Source organism: Micromonospora sp. NPDC048930 (assembly GCF_043197935.1).
In the GTDB taxonomy this organism is placed as follows: domain Bacteria; phylum Actinomycetota; class Actinomycetes; order Mycobacteriales; family Micromonosporaceae; genus Micromonospora.
The window spans coordinates 650,609-666,013 of the sequence record NZ_JBICUB010000003.1 but is presented as its reverse complement, the minus strand read 5'-3'; the positions used below and the strand labels follow the sequence as shown (position 1 = coordinate 666,013).

Genomic DNA, 15,405 nt, shown 5'->3' with positions numbered 1-15,405 from the left:
GTCAGGAGCGGAGCCCCTCCGGGGCCGGCGCGGCCATCGCCGCGGTCGCCTCGGCCGCCGCCTGCTCGGTCCACGGCGACACCGCCGTCGCGCGCGGCCTCGGCATGGCCGCCAGCATCGGCACGTACACCCGGGCGTCCACCACCTCGGCGAGCAGCAGCGCGGCCATCAGGCTGGTCGGTCGGGCGGCCGGGTCGTCGGCCAGGCAGCGCCGGCACAGGTCGGCGATCTCGGACGGCAGGCCGTCGATCTCGGGCAGGGGTTCCGGCGGCTGGCGGCGGCGCGCGCCCAGCAGTTGGGTCGCGGTGCTGGCGGCGTACGGGAGCCGGCCGGTCAGGCAGTAGTAGAGCAGCACGCCGAGCGCGTACATGTCGGCGGCGGGGGTGGCCGGCTGCCGGTCCAGTTGCTCCGGCGCGAGGTACGCCGGGGTGCCCACGACCATGCCGTCCGGGGTGTGGTCGGGTGCCCCGGCGGGGGTGGCGATGCCGAAGTCGAGCACCTTCACCCCGGCCGGGGTGAGGATCACGTTCGCCGGCTTCACGTCGCGGTGCACGATGCCGTGCGCGTGCGCGGCGGCCAGCGCGGCGCTCACCTCGGCGCAGACCCGGACCGCGATCCGCCAGTCCAGCGCGCGGTCGCGCAGGTGCACGGCGAGCGTCTCCCCCTCGGCCAGCTCCATCACGATGTACGGCACCTCCCGGCCGTCCGCCGCCGTGGAGGTGCCGAAGTCGTGCACGCTGGCCACGTTCGGGTGCACCAGGCGGGCGGCCGAGCGGGCCTCGGCCCGGATCCGCTCCACCGACGTGTCCTGCCCGTCCTGACCGGGCGAGATCAGCTTCACCGCGACGGTCCGGTCCAGCACGAGATCGTGCGCCCGCCAGACCTCCGACATGCCGCCGATGCCGACGCGCTGTTCGAGCTCGTACCGCCCGCCCAGGGTCCTCATCGACCACTCCTCGCCCTCGTTCCGGCCACGGCTGCTTCCGGTCGCGGTACCCGGGCCCCGAGCTGGGCAAACCGCCGGGGGTTTCCCGGCCGGGCCGGGGCGGGGCGGGGTAGCTTGTGGTGACGTCCGGTGCCGACCAAGGAGCGGAGGGTGCGGGTGGCTCGGGTGCGCGTGCGGTTCGAAGGCGGGCCCGCCCACGACCTGGTCCGGGAGTTGCCGGCCGAGCCGGGCGGGGAGCCGCCACCCCGGTGGATCCTGCGCCACCCCGAGGGGGCGGCGGCCCCGGGCGGCGGCGAGGCCGACCACCTCTACGAACGTGACCACCGCGACGGCTACGGCACCTGGACCATGCGGTACGTGCGGACCGAGCCGTTCGGCGCCACCGAGTGAACCGGGTCAGCCGGCTCGGGTGGTGCCGAGGATGACCGAGGCGACCAGGTCCGGATCGTCGTGCATCGGCACGTGCCCGCAGCCGGTGAGGTCCAGGTGCCGGGCCGCCGGCAGCCGGGTCCGGGCCAGCGCCGCCTGCCGGTGGGGCAGGATCCGGTCCCGGGTGCCCCAGGCCACGGTCACCGGCACGGTCGGCACGCCGGCGAAGGCGTAGCCCCGCCCGGCGCGGGCCACCGCGCGGAACGCGCGCGCCTCCCGTAGCGCCCGGGCGTCGGCGAGCGCCGCGTCGAGGGCCATCCGGTTCGGCCGGGCCAGGATCATGCCCATCGCCAGGGTGCGCAGCGCCGGGGAGCCGAACAGCGACCGCAGCACCGGGTCGGGCAGCCGCGCGGCGGAGCGGTGCAGCGACAGCACGGTCAGCGCCCAGCGCAACTCGCGGGGCGTGCAGAACCCGGCGGGGGAGAGCGCGGTGGCCGAGGCGACCGCCCCGGCGGCGGCGAGTTCCAGGGCGATCGCGCCGCCCAGGCTGTTGCCGGCCACGTGCGGCCGGTCGAGGCCGAGCGCGGCGAAGAACTCGATCATGCCGGCCACCAGGCCGGACATGTCCTTCGGCAGGCCGGCGGCTGGCACCGGGGAGCGGCCGAACCCGGGCAGGTCCACCGCGATCACGTCGTGCGCCTCGGCGAGCCGGTCCAGCACCGGCAGCCAGGCGGCCCAGTGGTGGCCGATGCCGTGCAGCAGCACCAGCGGCGCCCCGGCCCCGCGCCGCTCGAAGACCACCTCCGCCGGGGCGCTCACCGCCGTACCTCCGGCGGGGTGCTCGCGCCGAAGCCGCGGCCCAGCGCCCGGCTCTGCTCCTCGACCAGCGGCACCATGGTCCGCGCGGTCCGCCCGATGAGCCGGTCGGCGACCGGGCTGACCAGCAGGGACCGCACCGCCTGCACCGCGCCGACGGCGCGTGGCACGTACACCTTCCGCTGCCGGCGCTCGATGGCCCGGACGAACGCGGCCGCGCACTCCTGGACGGACGTGGTCCGCCGCATCGGCCACGGCAGCCTGCCCAGGGCCGCCTCGAACGCCGGCAGGTCGGCCCGCGCCTCGCGGACCAGGTCGGTGTCCACCCAGGACGGGTGGGCCGTGCCGACCGCCACCCCGCGGTGCGCCAGCTCCAGCCGGATCGCGGTGCCGAAGTGCTCCGCACCGGCCTTGGACGCGCAGTAGGCCGCCATCCCGGGCAGCGCCGCGAACGCGGCGGCCGAGGAGACGATCAGCAGGTAGCCCCGGCGGGCGGTGAGGGCCGGCACCGTCGCGGCCGCCGTCCGCATCACCCCGAGCAGGTTCACCTCGACGGTGCGCACCAGCGCCTCGACATCGCCGACGGCGATGGTGCCCCGGTTGGCCACCCCGGCGTTCGCCACCACCGCGTCGATGCCGCCCAGCGCCGCGACGGTGCCCTCGACCGCCGCGTCCAGCGCGGCCTGGTCGGTGACGTCGGCGGCGAACCAGACGTGCTCGGGGCCCAGCTCGGCGGCGAGCGCGGCCAGCCGGTCCGCCTCCAGGCCCACCAGAGCCAGCTTCGCGCCCCGCGCGGCGGCGAGCCGGGCGGTGTGCTCGCCGATGCCGCGAGCCGCCCCGGTCACCAGCACCACCTTGCCGGCCAGCCGGCCCGGCGGACGACCGTCGATGGACATGCCGGCAAGTTACCACCGGGTAGCCGGCTGGGGAAGGGCCGCCCGGCGCGTCCGGGGCCAGGCCCGGACGCCCTGCCCGGCCAGCCATTCCGGGCCGTCGGCGCCGCGCGCCAGCGCGGCCACCGCCAGCATCGCGGCCCGCGCCGCGTCCGGGGCGGCGACGGTCACGGCGTGCCACGGGGCGGCGGGCGCCCCACCGGTACGCGGGTCACGTACCCCGCCGCCGTCGGGGCGCAGCACGTCGGCGGTGACCAGCGCGCCGCCGGTCAGCGTCGGCGGCCCCTGGGCCACCCGCCAGCCACCGAGCGGAGCCGGCCCGGCCACCGCGAGCCGGGACCCCACGGCGACCAGCACCCCGGCCCCGTGCCGGGCCGCCACCTGTTCGGCGCAGCGTTGCACCAGGTACGCGCTCGCGGTCGCCCCCAGGTCCAGCCAGTGCGGCGGCGGCACCGCCAGCAGGTCGCCCCGCAACGACACCGCCCGCCAGTCCGCGTGCCGGTCCACCCGCCCCCACCCGGAGCCGCAGCTCGGCACCGGCCCCACCGTCCGGCGCAGCCGGGCCGCGCCGACCGTCGGGTCCACCGTGCCGTCGCTCGCCTCGGCGGCCCCGAGCGCCACCGACACCAGGTCACGCAGGAGCGGGCCGACCGGCACCGGCCGGCCGGCGGCCCGGTGCGCCCGGGCCAGTTCCAGGTCGACGGCGCGCAGCCCGGCCAGCCGCCGGGCCACCGCGCGCCGGGCCGCGGGCAGCGCGGTACGGTCGGTCACGGCCACCCGTACCGGCCGGTCCCGCCACCACCAGCGGACCTCGAAGGTTCCGTCCACGCCCATGACGGACAGCGTGCCGGCCCAGGCTGGAGGCGACGTGGGCCGTACCTGTGGCCCGGCTGTGCGTCGCGGCGCCCCGATCCCCGCGTGCGTCGGATCGCCGGAACCGCCCGCCCGACCCGCACAGCTGGTACACAGGATCGGGACAGGCCCGGCACAGCGGGGCCGCCCACGATGGGGGCATGGTCATGGAAGGGCGAGCCGCGCAAGGCCGGATCGAGCTGCGCCGACCGGACGGTGAGCCGGTCCGGGTGCTGGTGGTGGACGATGAGCCGACGCTCAGCGATCTGCTCTCGATGGCGCTGCGCTACGAGGGCTGGCAGGTCTCCACAGCGGGCAACGGGATGGCCGCGATCAGCACCGCCCGGCAGTTCAAGCCGGACGTGGTGGTGCTCGACGTGATGCTGCCCGACCTCGATGGCTTCCAGGTGCTGCGCCGGCTCCGCGAGGAGTCCCCGACCGTGCCGGTGCTCTTCCTGACCGCCCGGGACGCGGTGGAGGAGCGGATCGCCGGGCTCACCGTGGGCGGGGACGACTACGTCACGAAGCCGTTCAGCCTGGAGGAGGTGATCGCCCGGCTGCGCGCCCTGCTGCGCCGCTGCGGGTTCGCGGTCGCCACCCGCGAGGACGCCGTGCTCACCGTGGGCGACCTCACCCTCGACGAGGACAGCCACGAGGTACGCCGGGCCGGCGACCTGATCACCCTCACCGCCACCGAGTTCGAGCTGCTGCGCTACCTCATGCGCAACCCGCGCCGGGTGCTCAGCAAGGCGCAGATCCTCGACCGGGTCTGGAACTACGACTTCGGCGGTCAGGCCAACGTGGTCGAGCTGTACATCTCGTACCTGCGCAAGAAGATCGACGCGGGCCGCGAGCCGATGATCCACACGCTGCGGGGCGCCGGGTATGTCCTCAAGCCGGCGGAGTGACCTGGCCGGGCGAGTGCGTCGTCGGCTCGCCGGCTGGTCGCTGCGCCGCCGCCTGGTGCTCTCCGTGGTGGCGCTGCTCGCGGTGGTCAGCCTCGGCATCGGCGGGCTGACCACGGTCGCCCTCCGCCACTTCCTGATCGGCCAGGTCGACAACCAGCTCACCATGAACGACCGGCGCGTCGGCGACGGTGACCGTGACCTGCCGCCCTGGCTGCGCCAGCCCGGGGGTCCGCGGCCGGACCCGTGCGAGCAGGAGTCACCGGAGCCGCCGCGCGGTTTCCCGACCGGTTCGATCTCGATGCGGGTCGCCTGCGGGGTCACCACGGCGGCCATCCGGGCCGAGTCCGGCGGGGCCGACAGCATCCCGGCCACCGACGTCACCGCACTGTCCCGGCTGCCGCTCGACGGGCAGCCCCGTACCGTCGAGTTGGGCGACCGGGGTGACTATCGCGCGGTGGCCCACCGAACGCCCGACGGCGTCGTACTCGCGGTCGCCATCCCGCTCGCCCAGGTGAACGAGACGGTCATGTGGATGATCGTCGCCCAGGCCGGCGTGATCACCGCCGGGCTGCTCATCGCCGGCAGTCTCGGCCTGCTGATCGTCCGGGCCACGCTGCGCCCGCTGAACCGGGTCGCCGCCACCGCCAGCCGGGTCACCGAGCTGCCGCTGGACCGGGGCGAGGTGGCGCTGTCGGTCCGGGTGCCCGACGCCGACACCGATCCGCGTACCGAGGTGGGGCAGGTGGGCGGCGCGCTCAACCGGATGCTCGGGCACGTCGCCGCCGCGCTCGCCGCCCGGCAGGCCAGCGAGACCCGGGTACGCCAGTTCGTCGCCGACGCCAGCCACGAGCTGCGCACCCCCCTCGCCGCGATCCGCGGCTACGCCGAGGTGGCCCGGCGCGGCCGGGACGAGGTGCCGCCGGACGTGGCGCACGCGCTGCGCCGGGTCGAGTCGGAGAGCACCCGGATGACCAGCCTCGTCGACGACCTGCTGCTGCTCGCCCGGCTCGACTCCGGCCGGCCGCTCGCCGCCGAGCCGGTCGACCTCACCGCGTTGGTGGTGAACGCGGTCAGCGACGCGCACGTGGCCGGCCCCGACCACCGCTGGCAGCTCGACCTGCCCGACGAGCCGGTGAGCGTGACCGGCGACAGCCACCGGCTGCATCAGGTGGTGGCTAACCTGCTGGCCAACGCCCGGGTGCACACGCCGCCCGGCACCACCGTCACCACCCGGCTCGCCCCGGTGCCGGACGGGGTGGAACTCAGCGTGGCCGACGACGGCCCGGGCATCCCCGCCGACCTCCAGCCGGAGGTCTTCGAACGCTTCGCCCGCGGCGACAGCTCGCGCTCCCGGGCCCACGGCAGCACCGGCCTCGGCCTGGCCATCGTGGCCGCCGTGGTGGAGGCGCACCACGGCCGGGTCGACGTGGCCAGCCGCCCGGGGCGGACCGTGTTCACGGTCCGGCTGCCGGGATCCACAGCCGACGCATAGGTCGTTCACGGGGGCGGACCAGCGGGCCGCCGGAGGCTTCCCGGCATGGACAGAACAGAGAGCCTGCTGACCGCGCCCCCGGCCGGGTCGCCCGCAACCGACCCGGCCCCCGCGCCCGCCCCGGAACCGGTTCGTACGGAGGCGGCCCGCCCGCCCGCCGAACCGCCACGCCGTGACCCGCGCTGGGCGAGACCGGCCCTGGCCGGCCTGCTGCTGGCCACCGCGGTGCTCTACCTGTGGGGCCTGGGCGCCTCCGGCTGGGGCAACGCGTTCTACTCGGCGGCGGTGCAGGCCGGCTCGGAGAGCTGGAAGGCGTTCTTCTACGGCTCCTCCGACGCGGCCAACTCGATCACCGTCGACAAGACCCCCGCCTCGCTGTGGCTGATGGCGCTCTCCGTCCGGGTGTTCGGGCTGAGCAGCTGGTCGATCCTGGTGCCGCAGGCGCTGCTCGGGGTGGCCTCGGTCGGCGTCCTGTACGCGGCCGTCCGCCGCTGGTACGGCCCGGTCGCCGGACTGGTCGCCGGCGCGGTGCTCGCGCTCACTCCGGTGGCCACGCTGATGTTCCGGTTCAACAACCCCGACGCCCTGCTGGTGTTCCTGCTGGTCGCGGCCGCCTACGCGACGGTGCGCGCGGTGGAGACGGCCAGCACCCGGTGGATCGTGCTGACCGGCGCGCTGGTCGGCCTCGGCTTCCTCACCAAGATGCTCCAGGCGTTCCTGGTGATCCCGGTCTTCGCCGGGGTCTACCTGCTGGCCGCGCCGACCGGCTTCTGGCGGCGGATCCGGCAGCTGCTGCTCTCCGGGCTGGCCGTGCTGGTCGCCGCCGGCTGGTGGGTGGCGATCGTGGAGCTGGTGCCGGCCGGCGCCCGCCCGTACATCGGCGGCTCGCAGCACAACAGCATCCTGGAGCTGACCCTCGGCTACAACGGCCTGGGCCGGATCACCGGCGACGAGGAGGGCAGCGTCGGCGGCCCCGCCCGGATGGGTGGCGGGGGCGGCGGGCCGTTCTCCGGCCAGAGCGGGCTGCTGCGGATGTTCGACACCGAGGTCGGCGGGCAGATCTCCTGGCTGCTGCCGGCCGCGTTGATCCTGCTGGTCGCCGGGCTGGTGCTGGCCGGCCGGGCGGCGCGTACCGACCGGACCCGGGCCGGGCTGCTGCTCTGGGGCGGCTGGCTGCTGGTCACCGGGCTGATCTTCAGCTTCATGTCCGGGATTTTCCACCCGTACTACACGGTGGCCCTCGCCCCGGCGATCGGCGCGCTGGTGGGCATCGGCGTGACCCTGCTGTGGCGCGCCCGAAACGCCCCGCCGGCCAGCCTCCGCGCCGTCCCCGGGTCCGCCCCGGCCACCGCCGCCGGCCCGGTGCCGCCGGCCGGTGCGTCCGCCCAGGGCGCGCCGCATGCCGTCCCGGGCGAGGCGCCCGGTCACCACGCCCCGCTCGCCGCCCCGGTGCGCCGGGACCGGTGGCGCGCCCTCGGGGCCACCGCCACCCTCGCGGTGACCCTGGCCGTGACCGCCTGGTGGTCGTGGCATCTGCTCGGCCGCAGCGCCGACTGGCACCCGTGGCTGCGCACCGCCGTGCTGGTGGGCGGCCTGGCCGCCGCCGTGCTGCTGGTGCTCGCCGACCGGCTGGCCCGGCGGGCCCTCCCGGTGGTGCTGGCGCTCGGCGCGGCGGCCGCGCTCGCCGGCCCGGTGGCGTACGCCTTGGAGACCGCGTCGGCACCGCACACCGGCTCGATCCCCAGCGCCGGTCCGGCCGGCCAGGGCGGCTTCGGCCCGGGGGGCCGTGGCGGGTTCCCCGGCGGCCCGGGGGGCCGCGACGGCGGGAACGGCCGGTTCTTCGCCGGCGGCCAGAACGGCGGCACGGGCCAGACCGGCGGCACCGCGCCGAACGGCGGCCAGAATGGGCAGTTCCCGGGCTTCCCGGGCGGTGGCGCGAACGGGTTTCCCGCCTTCCCGGGCGGCCAGAACGGCGCGACCGGCCAGAACGGCGCGACCGGCCAGAACGGCCAGTTCCCCGGCTTCGCCGGGGGCGGCACGGGCCAGTTCCCGGGCGGCTCGGAGCGCGGCGGCAGCATGGGTGGCCTGCTCGACGCCCGTGAGCCGAGCGCCGAGCTGAAGGCGCTGCTGGAGGCGGACGCGGACCGGTACACCTGGGTCGCCGCCACGGTCGGCTCGAACAACGCGTCCGGCTACCAGCTGGCCACCGAGAAGCCGGTGATGCCGATCGGCGGCTTCAACGGCAGCGACCCGTCCCCGACCCTCGCCCAGTTCCAGCAGTACGTCGCCGACGGAAAGATCCACTACTTCATCGGCGGCGGCGGGTTCCGGGCCAACGGCGGCAGCAACGCCTCCAGCGAGATCGCCAGCTGGGTCGCCGAGCACTTCACCGCCAAGACCGTCGACGGTGTCACGGTGTACGACCTGAGCACCGGAAAGCAGGGCTGAGCGATGACCTTCACCCGCGAACCCCGGGCTGCCGTGCAGGCCGGCCCCACGACTGCCACGGCGGTGCTGGACGTGGTGGTCCCGGTCCACAACGAGGAGATCGACCTCGGGCCCTGCGTACGGCGGCTGCACGCACACCTGACCGCGCACTTCCCGTACCCGTTCCGGATCACCGTGGCGGACAACGCCAGTGTGGACGGCACCCTCGCGGTGGCCGAGGCGCTCGCCGCGGAGCTGCCCGAGGTGGGCGTGCTGCACCTGGACGCCAAGGGCCGCGGCCGGGCGCTGCGGGCGGCCTGGTCGGCCTCCCCGGCGCCGGTGCTGGCGTACATGGACGTGGACCTCTCCACCGACCTGGCCGCGCTGCTGCCGCTGGTGGCGCCGCTCATCTCCGGCCATTCCGACCTGGCCATCGGCACCCGGCTGGCGCGGACCAGCCGGGTGGTCCGGGGCGCCAAGCGGGAGGTGATCTCCCGCGGCTACAACCTGCTGCTGCGGGGCACCCTGGCGGTGCGCTTCTCCGACGCGCAGTGCGGGTTCAAGGCGATCCGCGCCGACGTGGCGGCCGGGCTGCTGCCGTTGGTGCAGGACACCGGCTGGTTCTTCGACACCGAGCTGCTGGTGCTCGCCCAGCGGGCCGGCCTGCGCATCCACGAGGTGCCGGTGGACTGGGTGGACGACCCGGACAGCCGGGTGGACATCGTCGCCACCGCGCTGGCCGACCTGAGCGGCATCTGGCGGCTGGGGCGCGGGCTGCTGACCGGCGCGCTGCCCCTGGCCGAGCTGCGCGAGCAGCTCGGCCGGGCGCCGCTGAACCCGCCGCCGGCGCAGGTGCCGGTGGGGCTGCCCCGGCAGCTCGTCCGGTTCGCCGCGGTCGGGGTGGCCAGCACGCTCGCGTACCTGGTGCTGTTCGTGCTGGCCCGGGGACCGCTCGGGGCGCAGGCGGCGAACCTGCTGGCGCTGCTGGTCACCGCGGTGGCCAACACGGCGGCCAACCGCCGGCTCACCTTCGGTGTCACCGGCCGCCGGCACGCCGGCCGGCACCACCTCCAGGGACTGCTCGCCTTCGCGCTCGGACTGGCCCTGACCAGCGGATCGCTGGCGGTGCTGCACGCCGCCGCGGGCCCGCCGCCCCGCGCTCTGGAGCTGACCGTCCTGGTCGCCGCCAACCTCGCGGCAACCGCGCTCCGCTTCACTCTTCTCCGGCTGGCCATGCACCACCGCCCCTGACCACCCGGCGCCCTGCGTCGATCATGAAGTTGTTGTCGCGACACGCGGCACGGGCGACAACAACTTCATGATCACCGGTGGTCGGTGGGAGGGTGGGGGGATGTACCGGGAGTGGGCGGCCGGTGGGATCGCCGGGGCGGTGCTGTGGGAGAGCGTGTCCCGTGGAGATGCGCCGACCCGGGTGCTGCCGGACGGCTGCCTGGACCTGCTCTGGTCCAGCCGGGCCGGCTTGCTGGTCGCCGGGCCGGACCGCACCGCTGCGCTGTCGACCGGCGTACCAGGGGAGCGCTGGGTCGGCCTGCGCCTTCCGCCGGGCGTCGGACCGGCGGTCTTCGGGGCGCCGGCCTACGAGCTGCGCGACCGGCGGGTACCCCTGGCCGACCTGTGGGGCCGGGCGGCCGGCGAGCTGGCCGGCCGAATCGACGCCGCCCTGGCGGCCGCCGGCGCCGCCCGCCCCCGGCTCGCGAGCGCGCCCGCCGGGCCAGCCGGACCTGGCTCCGACGCTGTGGTGACCGTCCACCCCGGCCGGGCGGCGCCGGCGGTCGGGTGGTCCGCCCCGCCGGTCGCCGCCGTGCTGGAGGCGGTCGCCGTGGCCCGGCTACGGGCGGCCGGCGGTCCCGACCCGCTCGGCGTCCGCGTGGCCGCCCGGCTGGCGGCCGGCGCGACGGTCGCCGAGACCGCCGCCGAGGTCGGCCTCGGCGCGCGGGCCCTGCACCGGCGCAGCCAACTCCTCTTCGGGTACGGCCCGAAGACCCTCGCCCGCATCCTGCGGATGCGCCGGGCCCTCGACCTGGCCCGCGCCGGCACCCCGCTCGCCGAGACCGCCGCGCTGGCCGGTTACGCCGACCAGGCCCACCTCACCCGCGACGTGACGGAGCTGGCCGGCGTCCCCCCGACCCACCTCCTCCGCTCCGCCCGCGCCTGACCCGCCGTCCCGCCGACGTCGCCGGCGTCGCGGGCAAGATCGTGCTCGATCCATGATGTTGTGGCATCGCAGCGCGCCCGATACCACCCGATCCAGGATCGAGCGTGGTCCTGCGGCCGAGAACGGGCGCGCGCCGGGACGGGGGCGCGCGGGCGGGGCGAGGGTTGGTCAGGCGGTCTTGAGCGGGGCGAACAGGTCGACGCCGTTGCCGTCCGGGTCGTGCACCACCGCGTACCGCTGGCCCCAGAAGGCGTCCCAGGGTGGCAGGTGGCCGTGGTGCCCGGCGGCGGTCAGCTCGGCGTACCAGCGGTCCACCTCGGCCGGGTCGGCGCAGCGGAAGGCCAGGCCCATCCGGGGGCTGCCGGTGGCCGGCCTGAAGTCCGGGTCGAAGGTGCGGATCATCTCGACCGCGTCCCAGGCCAGCCGGACGCCGTTGGCGAGGGTGATCTCCACGTGCGGTTCCCGCTCCGCGCCGGGCGGGATCGGCAACCCCAGCCGCCGGTAGAAGTCGAGCGTGCGGCCCATGTCGGTGACGGCCATGCCGATCAGATCGAAGTGCGGTGTCATGCCCGCGACGGTAGGGGCCACCGGGGCCGGCGGTCTTGAACGGAACGGACGGGGCGGAGTGGCCGGTGTGGGCTTCACGGCCGGGCACAGCGGCGTACGGTGGGGAACAAGTCCGGCGTAGAGGGCGAAAGCCCTCATATTGGCCTGGGCTCCGACAACGGGCAAGGGAAGGGAGCAGCCATGACGCACCTGGCCTACCTGGATGCGGGATCCGGCAGCCTGATCGTGCAGGCGGTCGTCGGTGGGGTGGCCGGCGCCGCGGTCGCCGCCAAGCTCTACTGGCGCCGCCTGGTCGCCCGCTTCCGCCGCCAGCCCACCGACCAGGGCTGACCGCGTGGCCGTCCCCGACGCCGGCCTCCGGGTCGAGCCCGGCTCGTTCCGCGACCCCGGCAACCGGGTCTTCCACCGGCACGGCGAGGTGCTCCGCGGCCTGGACGAGCGGTCCGCCCGCGACTGGCGGGCCCTGGCGGTCAGCGACTTCTTCCGCGATCTGCTCGCCAGCGGCAAGGTCTGCGGAACCGAGGAGTTGATCCCCACCCCGGTCGACGTGCCCTGGGCGGCGGTGCTCCGGCACGAGCGGATCCCGTTCGTCTCCCACCCGTACGAATGGTCGTACGGGATGCTGCGCGACGCGGCCCTGCTGCACCTGGAGATCCTCGCGGCCGCCCTGGCGGCCGGCTTCACCACCAAGGACGGCTCGGCGTACAACCTCCAGTGGCGGGGAGCGACACCGGTCTTCATCGACGTGGGCTCGTTCGAGCCCGCCCGCGACGGGGAACCCTGGGCGGGGTACCGCCAGTTCTGCCAGACCCTGCTCTACCCGCTGCTGCTCCAGGCCCACCTCGGGCTGGACTTCCAGCCCTGGCTGCGGGCCCGGATCGACGGCATCGAGCCGGACCAGATGCGCCGCCTCTTCGGCGGCGCCCGCCGGCTGCGGCCCGGGGTGCTCACCCACGTCCACCTGCACGGCGCGATGCAGGCCCGCAACGCCCGCGCGAGCACCACCGACGTGCGCGCCCAGTTGCGGGCCGCCGGGTACTCCCGGGAACTGGCCCTGGCGACGGTACGCGGCCTGACCCGGCTGGTCCGCCGGCTGGACCACCGGCCGGGGGAGAGCCACTGGGCGGACTACCAGCGCACCTGCGCGTACTCCGTGCCGGACCGGCAGGCCAAGGAGGGCTTCGTCGACCGGGCGGTGGCCGCCACCGGGCCCGGTCTCGTGCTCGACCTCGGCGCCAACGACGGCCGGTACGCCCGGATCGCCGCCCGGCACGCCGACTACGTGGTCGCCGTCGAGCAGGACCCGGCGGTGGTCGACGCCCTCCACCGGGCGCTGCGGGACGAGGGGGAGCGGCGGATCCTGCCGTTGGTGATGGACCTGGCCGACCCGTCGCCGGGCGGCGGCTGGCAGGGCGCCGAGCGGGCCGCCTTCGCCGACCGGGCCCGGGCCGACGGGGTCCTCGCCCTGGCGCTGGTGCACCACCTGGCGATCGGCCGGAACGTGCCGCTCGCCGCGGTGCTGGACCAGCTCGTCGGGCTCGGCACGGCCGGCGGCACCCTGGTCGTGGAGTTCGTCCACCCCGAGGACCCGATGGCCCGTCGCCTGCTGGCCAACAAGCCGGACGGGCTCTTCGCCGACTACCGCCGGGACGCGTTCGAGGCGCTGCTCGTCGCGCGGGGCCGGGTCGTCCGCCGGCTCGAGCTGCCGTCCGGCACCCGGACCCTCTACCAGGTGGTGCTGGGTGGCTGACACGCTCGCGCCCCCACGGTCCGCGCCGGAGGCGCCGGCGACACCCCGGCGCCGGCGCGGCTGGCGGCACGAGGCGGGCCGGCTGCTCGAGGTGGTTGCCCTGGTCGGACTGGTGGTCACCCAGCCGCTGCTGGACGTGCTCGGGCGCAGCCCGGACTTCTTCCTGTTCCACCGGGCCTCGCCGGCCGACGTGCTGCTCCTGGTGGCCCTCGTCGCGATCGTGCCGACCGTGCCGTTCGCCCTGCTCGGGGCGGTCAGCCTGGTCGCCGGGCGGGTCGTCCGGGCGGGCGTGCACACCGTCCTGGTGGGACTGCTGCTGGCCGCGCTCGCGGTCCAGGTCGGGCGGCACGGGACGCCGCTTCGGGGCGTACCGCTGCTGCTGGCGGCGGGGGTGGCCGGCGTGGCCGGCGCGGCCGCGCACCGGCGGTGGCGGGTCGTCGGCCGGGTGCTGCGGGTGGCCGCGGTCGGGCCGCTGGTCTTCGTCGGCCTGTTCCTGTTCGCCTCGCCGGCCTCGGCGGTGGTGCTGCCGCGCGCCCACGCCGGTGCCGCCGGGGTGGCCGGCGCGGGCGCCCACCCGCCGGTGGTCATGATCGTCCTGGACGAGCTGCCGCTGGTCTCGCTGCTCGGCCCGGACGGGAAGATCGACGCCACCCGGTACCCGCACTTCGCCGAGCTGGCCGCCGGCTCGACCTGGTACCGCGACGCCACCGGGGTCAGCGGCTGGACGCCGTACGCGCTGCCGGCCATGCTGACCGGCCGCTACCCGGCCGAACCGTTCGCCCCGCACTACTCGCAGTACCCGGACAACCTGTTCACCGCCCTCGGCGGGCTGTACGAGATCAAGGCCGAGGAGAGCATCACCCGGCTCTGCCCGCCCAGCCGCTGCGACCAACCGGTCAGCCCGGAGCAGGGGCTCGGCGTGCTGGTCCGGGAGAGCGGCACGCTGCTGCGCCAGGTCACCGCGCCGGTGGACAGCCGGGTCGACCCGGAGGACTCCTACCGGGAGCTGACCCGCGCCGAGGCGGGGCTGGACGCCGCCGAGCCGGTCCCGGACGACCCGAAGTTCCGCTGGGACACCCTGGACGACAACCAGCCGGCCCGGTTCACCGCCTTCCTGGCCGGGCTGCGCCCGTCGTCCCGGCCCACCCTGCACTTCCTGCACCTGCTGATGCCCCACTCGCCGTGGGCGTACCTGCCGTCCGGGGCGCACTACGCGGCGCCGGAGGACCTGCCCAACGACGGCGCCGGCTGGGTGGACCTGGCCCGCCAGCGGCACCTCGCCCAGCTCGGCTACACCGACCGGCTGATCGGCGAGACGCTGCGGACCCTGCGTGCCACCGGCCTGTACGACAAGGCGCTGGTCCTGGTCACCGCCGACCACGGGGTCAGCTTCCGCAAGGACTGGCAGGGCCGGGGGATGGACGCCATCAACCACGCCGCCGACCAGGTCGCCTGGGTGCCGATGTTCGTCAAGGAGCCGGGCCAGCGCACCGGCCGGGTCGACGACCGGAACTGGCAGCACGTGGACCTGCTCCCCACCATCCTGGACGAGACCCACGTGCGGGTGCCCTGGCGGATGGACGGCCGCTCGGCGGAGCAGTCCCCGCGGGCCGGCGCCGACAAGCGCTTCTACGACCGGCCCGGGCAGCCGGTGACGATCACCGGCGGGGTGCCGTCCCCGCCGGCCACCCCGGCCCCCGACCCGCTGGTCGGCACCAGGGTCGGTGACCGACCCGCCGGCGGTACGGCGACCGTGGCCAACCTCGACGCGTTCCGCGCCGTCGACCCCGCCCACGGCGAGCTGCCCGCCCTGGTCTGGGGCACCGTACCCGCGTCGGTGCCGGACGGGACGCAACTCGCGGTGGCGGTCAACGGCACGGTCGGCGCGGTCGTCCCGGTGGTGCCGCCCGACAAGGGGGGCCGGCGGTTCGCCGCGTTCCTGCCCGACGACCGGCTCTTCGTCTCGGGCGCGAACCGGCTGGACATCTACCGGATCGGCGCCGACAGCGGCCTCCGCCGGCTGGCCCTGTCCTGACGCCCGTCCTACCTACCGGTAGCCTTCCGCAGCGCCCCGGCCGTCGGCCAGGGGCGGGCGCGCTCCCACCGGGTTTCCGAGCCGGCAAGTCGGGAATCGGGTGATGCACACCTCACCACCGAACCATGACGAGCGGTGTCCTCCCGACCGTAAGTACGGTAAAAGCGAAGGCAA

Annotated in this window: 14 protein-coding genes; 9 read left to right on the top strand and 5 right to left on the bottom strand. The window is 76.0% G+C overall.

Annotation, left to right across the window (positions count from 1 at the left end; genetic code table 11):
• Position 1: 1 nt before the first annotated feature.
• Positions 2–946, bottom strand: a complete 945-nt coding sequence (locus ACGFI9_RS11855) for a serine/threonine-protein kinase (RefSeq protein ID WP_393177764.1) — start codon at positions 944–946, stop codon at positions 2–4.
• 150 nt (positions 947–1,096) lie between these two features.
• On the opposite strand from ACGFI9_RS11855, the gene ACGFI9_RS11850 reads away from it, so the two are divergent.
• Positions 1,097–1,336, top strand: coding sequence for a hypothetical protein (locus ACGFI9_RS11850; RefSeq protein WP_393177762.1), 240 nt, complete (start codon positions 1,097–1,099; stop codon positions 1,334–1,336).
• 6 nt (positions 1,337–1,342) lie between these two features.
• Here ACGFI9_RS11850 and ACGFI9_RS11845 read toward each other — a convergent pair whose 3' ends face one another.
• Genes ACGFI9_RS11845 through ACGFI9_RS11835 form a run of 3 tightly spaced genes read right to left on the bottom strand, consistent with a single transcriptional unit; the run spans position 1,343 to position 3,858 of the window.
• Entirely contained in the window at positions 1,343–2,134 is a 792-nt protein-coding gene (locus tag ACGFI9_RS11845; protein ID WP_393177760.1) for an alpha/beta fold hydrolase, read from the bottom strand.
• Positions 2,131–3,027, bottom strand: coding sequence for an SDR family oxidoreductase (locus tag ACGFI9_RS11840; RefSeq protein ID WP_393177758.1), 897 nt, complete (start codon positions 3,025–3,027; stop codon positions 2,131–2,133). The genes ACGFI9_RS11845 and ACGFI9_RS11840 overlap by 4 nt, the downstream gene beginning before the upstream one ends.
• Before the next feature lie 9 nt (positions 3,028–3,036).
• Positions 3,037–3,858 carry an FAD:protein FMN transferase gene (locus ACGFI9_RS11835; protein WP_393177756.1) on the bottom strand — a complete coding sequence of 274 codons (822 nt, stop codon included), beginning with the start codon at positions 3,856–3,858 and terminating at the stop codon, positions 3,037–3,039.
• Between the two features lie 185 nt (positions 3,859–4,043).
• On the opposite strand from ACGFI9_RS11835, the gene ACGFI9_RS11830 reads away from it, so the two are divergent.
• From ACGFI9_RS11830 to ACGFI9_RS11810, 5 genes are all read left to right on the top strand, one after another.
• Complete coding sequence (locus ACGFI9_RS11830; RefSeq protein ID WP_393177891.1) at positions 4,044–4,784, top strand: response regulator transcription factor; 741 nt, start codon at positions 4,044–4,046, stop codon at positions 4,782–4,784.
• A complete protein-coding gene (locus ACGFI9_RS11825; protein WP_393177754.1) occupies positions 4,762–6,276 on the top strand; it encodes an ATP-binding protein in 1,515 nt (504 codons plus the stop codon). The genes ACGFI9_RS11830 and ACGFI9_RS11825 overlap by 23 nt, the downstream gene beginning before the upstream one ends.
• A gap of 45 nt (positions 6,277–6,321) precedes the next feature.
• Positions 6,322–8,724, top strand: coding sequence for an ArnT family glycosyltransferase (locus ACGFI9_RS11820; RefSeq protein WP_393177752.1), 2,403 nt, complete (start codon positions 6,322–6,324; stop codon positions 8,722–8,724).
• 3 nt (positions 8,725–8,727) lie between these two features.
• On the top strand, positions 8,728–9,954 hold the full coding sequence (locus ACGFI9_RS11815; RefSeq protein WP_393177750.1) for a glycosyltransferase: 1,227 nt from the start codon (positions 8,728–8,730) through the stop codon (positions 9,952–9,954).
• A 100-nt stretch (positions 9,955–10,054) separates the two neighbouring features.
• Complete coding sequence (locus tag ACGFI9_RS11810) at positions 10,055–10,879, top strand: helix-turn-helix domain-containing protein (protein WP_393177748.1); 825 nt, start codon at positions 10,055–10,057, stop codon at positions 10,877–10,879.
• A 168-nt stretch (positions 10,880–11,047) separates the two neighbouring features.
• Here ACGFI9_RS11810 and ACGFI9_RS11805 read toward each other — a convergent pair whose 3' ends face one another.
• Entirely contained in the window at positions 11,048–11,446 is a 399-nt protein-coding gene (locus tag ACGFI9_RS11805; protein ID WP_393177746.1) for a VOC family protein, read from the bottom strand.
• Positions 11,447–11,626: 180 nt separating this feature from the next.
• Between ACGFI9_RS11805 and ACGFI9_RS11800 the strand changes: the two genes are divergently transcribed.
• From ACGFI9_RS11800 to ACGFI9_RS11790, 3 genes are read left to right on the top strand one after another with little or no spacing between them, the layout of a single operon-like run.
• Positions 11,627–11,776, top strand: a complete 150-nt coding sequence (locus ACGFI9_RS11800; protein ID WP_167604403.1) for a hypothetical protein — start codon at positions 11,627–11,629, stop codon at positions 11,774–11,776.
• Positions 11,777–11,780: 4 nt separating this feature from the next.
• Complete coding sequence (locus tag ACGFI9_RS11795) at positions 11,781–13,196, top strand: methyltransferase (protein ID WP_393177743.1); 1,416 nt, start codon at positions 11,781–11,783, stop codon at positions 13,194–13,196.
• Entirely contained in the window at positions 13,189–15,231 is a 2,043-nt protein-coding gene (locus tag ACGFI9_RS11790; protein ID WP_393177741.1) for a sulfatase-like hydrolase/transferase, read from the top strand. Before ACGFI9_RS11795 ends, ACGFI9_RS11790 begins: the two co-directional genes overlap by 8 nt.
• Positions 15,232–15,405 lie beyond the last annotated feature (174 nt).

Bases quoted from the DNA above. Each gene is read 5' to 3' on its own strand.
- ACGFI9_RS11855 (WP_393177764.1), bottom strand. From the start codon at position 946: ATGAGGACCCTGGGCGGGCGGTACGAGCTCGAACAGCGCGTCGGCATC.
- ACGFI9_RS11840 (WP_393177758.1), bottom strand. From the start codon at position 3,027: ATGTCCATCGACGGTCGTCCGCCGGGCCGGCTGGCCGGCAAGGTGGTG.
- ACGFI9_RS11835 (WP_393177756.1), bottom strand. From the start codon at position 3,858: ATGGGCGTGGACGGAACCTTCGAGGTCCGCTGGTGGTGGCGGGACCGG.
- ACGFI9_RS11830 (WP_393177891.1), top strand. From the start codon at position 4,044: ATGGAAGGGCGAGCCGCGCAAGGCCGGATCGAGCTGCGCCGACCGGAC.
- ACGFI9_RS11825 (WP_393177754.1), top strand. From the start codon at position 4,762: ATGTCCTCAAGCCGGCGGAGTGACCTGGCCGGGCGAGTGCGTCGTCGG.
- ACGFI9_RS11820 (WP_393177752.1), top strand. From the start codon at position 6,322: ATGGACAGAACAGAGAGCCTGCTGACCGCGCCCCCGGCCGGGTCGCCC.
- ACGFI9_RS11815 (WP_393177750.1), top strand. From the start codon at position 8,728: ATGACCTTCACCCGCGAACCCCGGGCTGCCGTGCAGGCCGGCCCCACG.
- ACGFI9_RS11810 (WP_393177748.1), top strand. From the start codon at position 10,055: ATGTACCGGGAGTGGGCGGCCGGTGGGATCGCCGGGGCGGTGCTGTGG.
- ACGFI9_RS11805 (WP_393177746.1), bottom strand. From the start codon at position 11,446: ATGACACCGCACTTCGATCTGATCGGCATGGCCGTCACCGACATGGGC.
- ACGFI9_RS11800 (WP_167604403.1), top strand. From the start codon at position 11,627: ATGACGCACCTGGCCTACCTGGATGCGGGATCCGGCAGCCTGATCGTG.